Origin of the sequence: Streptomyces sp. SID14478 (assembly GCF_010548525.1) — a bacterium.
Lineage (GTDB): Bacteria > Actinomycetota > Actinomycetes > Streptomycetales > Streptomycetaceae > Streptomyces.
The window spans coordinates 1-1952 of sequence record NZ_JAAGMG010001244.1 but is presented as its reverse complement, the minus strand read 5'-3'; the positions used below and the strand labels follow the sequence as shown (position 1 = coordinate 1952).

General features: G+C 74.4%; 2 protein-coding genes. Both read left to right on the top strand.

Annotation, left to right across the window (positions count from 1 at the left end; genetic code table 11):
* Positions 1-222: 222 nt before the first annotated feature.
* Complete coding sequence (locus G3I40_RS39895) at positions 223-1008, top strand: ParA family protein (RefSeq protein WP_164559712.1); 786 nt, start codon at positions 223-225, stop codon at positions 1006-1008.
* Complete coding sequence (locus G3I40_RS39890; RefSeq protein ID WP_164559711.1) at positions 1008-1814, top strand: ParB/RepB/Spo0J family partition protein; 807 nt, start codon at positions 1008-1010, stop codon at positions 1812-1814. Before G3I40_RS39895 ends, G3I40_RS39890 begins: the two co-directional genes overlap by 1 nt.
* Positions 1815-1952: the final 138 nt, after the last annotated feature.

Sequence of the window (1952 nt, the reverse complement as noted above, 5' to 3'; positions counted from 1 at the left end):
ACCCGCCCGGCGCTGGCCGCGGCCGGCGTCCTGCTCCTGGCCACCCCGCTGCTGCTGCGGGGACCGGCCTTCCGGGGCCCCGCCCCCGACGCCGTACGCCTCCCCGAACTCGACGGCAGCGCATAACCGGGGACGCAACGGCGTGTACACCCGCGCCCGCGCGGGCGCGCTGCCACAGTGGCCACGAACACCCGCCCCAAACGCACCAGTTAGGGAGTATTCGTGGCCCACGTACACGTGATCCTCAATCAGAAAGGCGGCGTCGGAAAGTCCACGCTCGCCGTGAACCTCGCCGCCGTGACCGCCGACGTGCTCGGCGCGGGCGCCGCCGACGCCGAACGGCCGCCCGTCGTCGCCGTCTCCATCGACCCGCAGGGCTCCGCCGTGTGGTGGTCCGAGCGCGTCGGCGAGGGGCTGCCCTTCGACTTCGTCCAGGCCCACAACGACCTGCCGGGCCTCGCCGCGCTGTCCCGGATCCCCTCAGCGCAGCACGTCTTCGTCGACACCCCGGGCTGGCTGGACCTCGCCGAGGACTCCGGCGCCGACCCGCTGGGCAAGGGCGCCGCCGCGGACGCGCTGCGCGCGGTGCTGTCCAACGCCACCGACGTCATCGTCCCCATCGAGCCCGAGCCGCTCGGCTTCCAGCCGACCCAGCGCACGGTCGAGCGGGTCGTGAAGCCGCGCGGCCTGCCCTTCCGCGTGGTCATCAACAACTGGGACCCGCGCGACGGCAAGGCCGACCTGGAGCAGACCCGGGCCTTCGTCGAGGCCCAGGGCTGGCCGCTGGCCCGCACCGTCGTACGCCACTACAAGCTGCACACCCGGGCCAGCGCCGACGGCCTCGTCGTCACGCAGTACGGCGCCAACCGCGTCGCCCTCCAGGCCCGCGAGGACTTCTTCCGGCTCGCCCTGGAGGTCGGGCTCGCGGCGATCCCGAAGCCCGCCCGGTCCCGCACCCGCAAGAAGGCCGCCGAGAAGAACACCCCCAAGAAGAAGGTGAAGGCCTGATGGGGCGCCGCACCGACCTGTCCTCCCTGCTGTCCCGGGACGCGGCGGCCGAGAAGGACACCGCGCCGCCCGCCCGGCCCGACACCAAGCCGCTGGCCGTCGCCGTCACCGACCTCGCCGAGAACCCCGACAACCCGCGCCACGAGCTGCGCGACCTCGAAGGCCTCGCCGAGACCGTCCGGGAGCGGGGCGTGCTGCAAGCCCTCGGCGTCGTCCCCGCCGCGGTGTTCCTCGCCGCCCACCCGCACCACAAGAAGGCCGTCGGCAAGGCCCCCTACGTCGTCCTGCACGGTCACCGGCGCCTGGCCGCCGCGAAGCTCGCCGGCCTGGACGACGTCCCCGTCCTCGTCCGCGACGACGCCAGCCGCTGCGACGAGGACGCGCTCATCGAGAACGTCCAGCGCGACGACCTCACCGAGCTGGAACAGGCCCAGGCCATCCAGGGCCTGATCACCGCCCACGGCTACTCGCAGCGCCAGGTCGCCGCCCGCATCGGCAAGACCCAGGGCTTCGTCTCGCAGCGGCTGTCCCTGATGAAGCTGCGCGAGGATTTGCAGGAGGCCCTCGCCGACGGCCGGGTCTCCGTCGAGGACGCCCGGCGCATCGCCCGCCTGCCCCGGGACGAGCAGGAGCTGCCGGCCCCGTTCACCGCGGCGGTCCCCCCGGCCCGCAAGGAGAAGCGCGGCCGTGATTACGGCGTAATCAGGATCGACAGCCGGGCCACCCCGGACGAGGTCGTGGACGCCCTGCGCCGCCACCTCGCCCCGGCCGCGCTCGACCGCGTCCTGGAACTCCTGAGCCGCTGAGTCCGCCTCGCGCCGTCGCTTACGGTGGGCCCGTGCTCGCTCCGCCGTCCCCGCCCGTGACCCCGCCGCCCGCCGAGGCCGTCACCCCGCTCGTCCGCGGCCTCGACGTCCTGCGGCGCCTCACGGACGCGGACGGCA

Bases quoted from the DNA above. Each gene is read 5' to 3' on its own strand.
- G3I40_RS39890 (WP_164559711.1), top strand. From the start codon at position 1,008: ATGGGGCGCCGCACCGACCTGTCCTCCCTGCTGTCCCGGGACGCGGCG.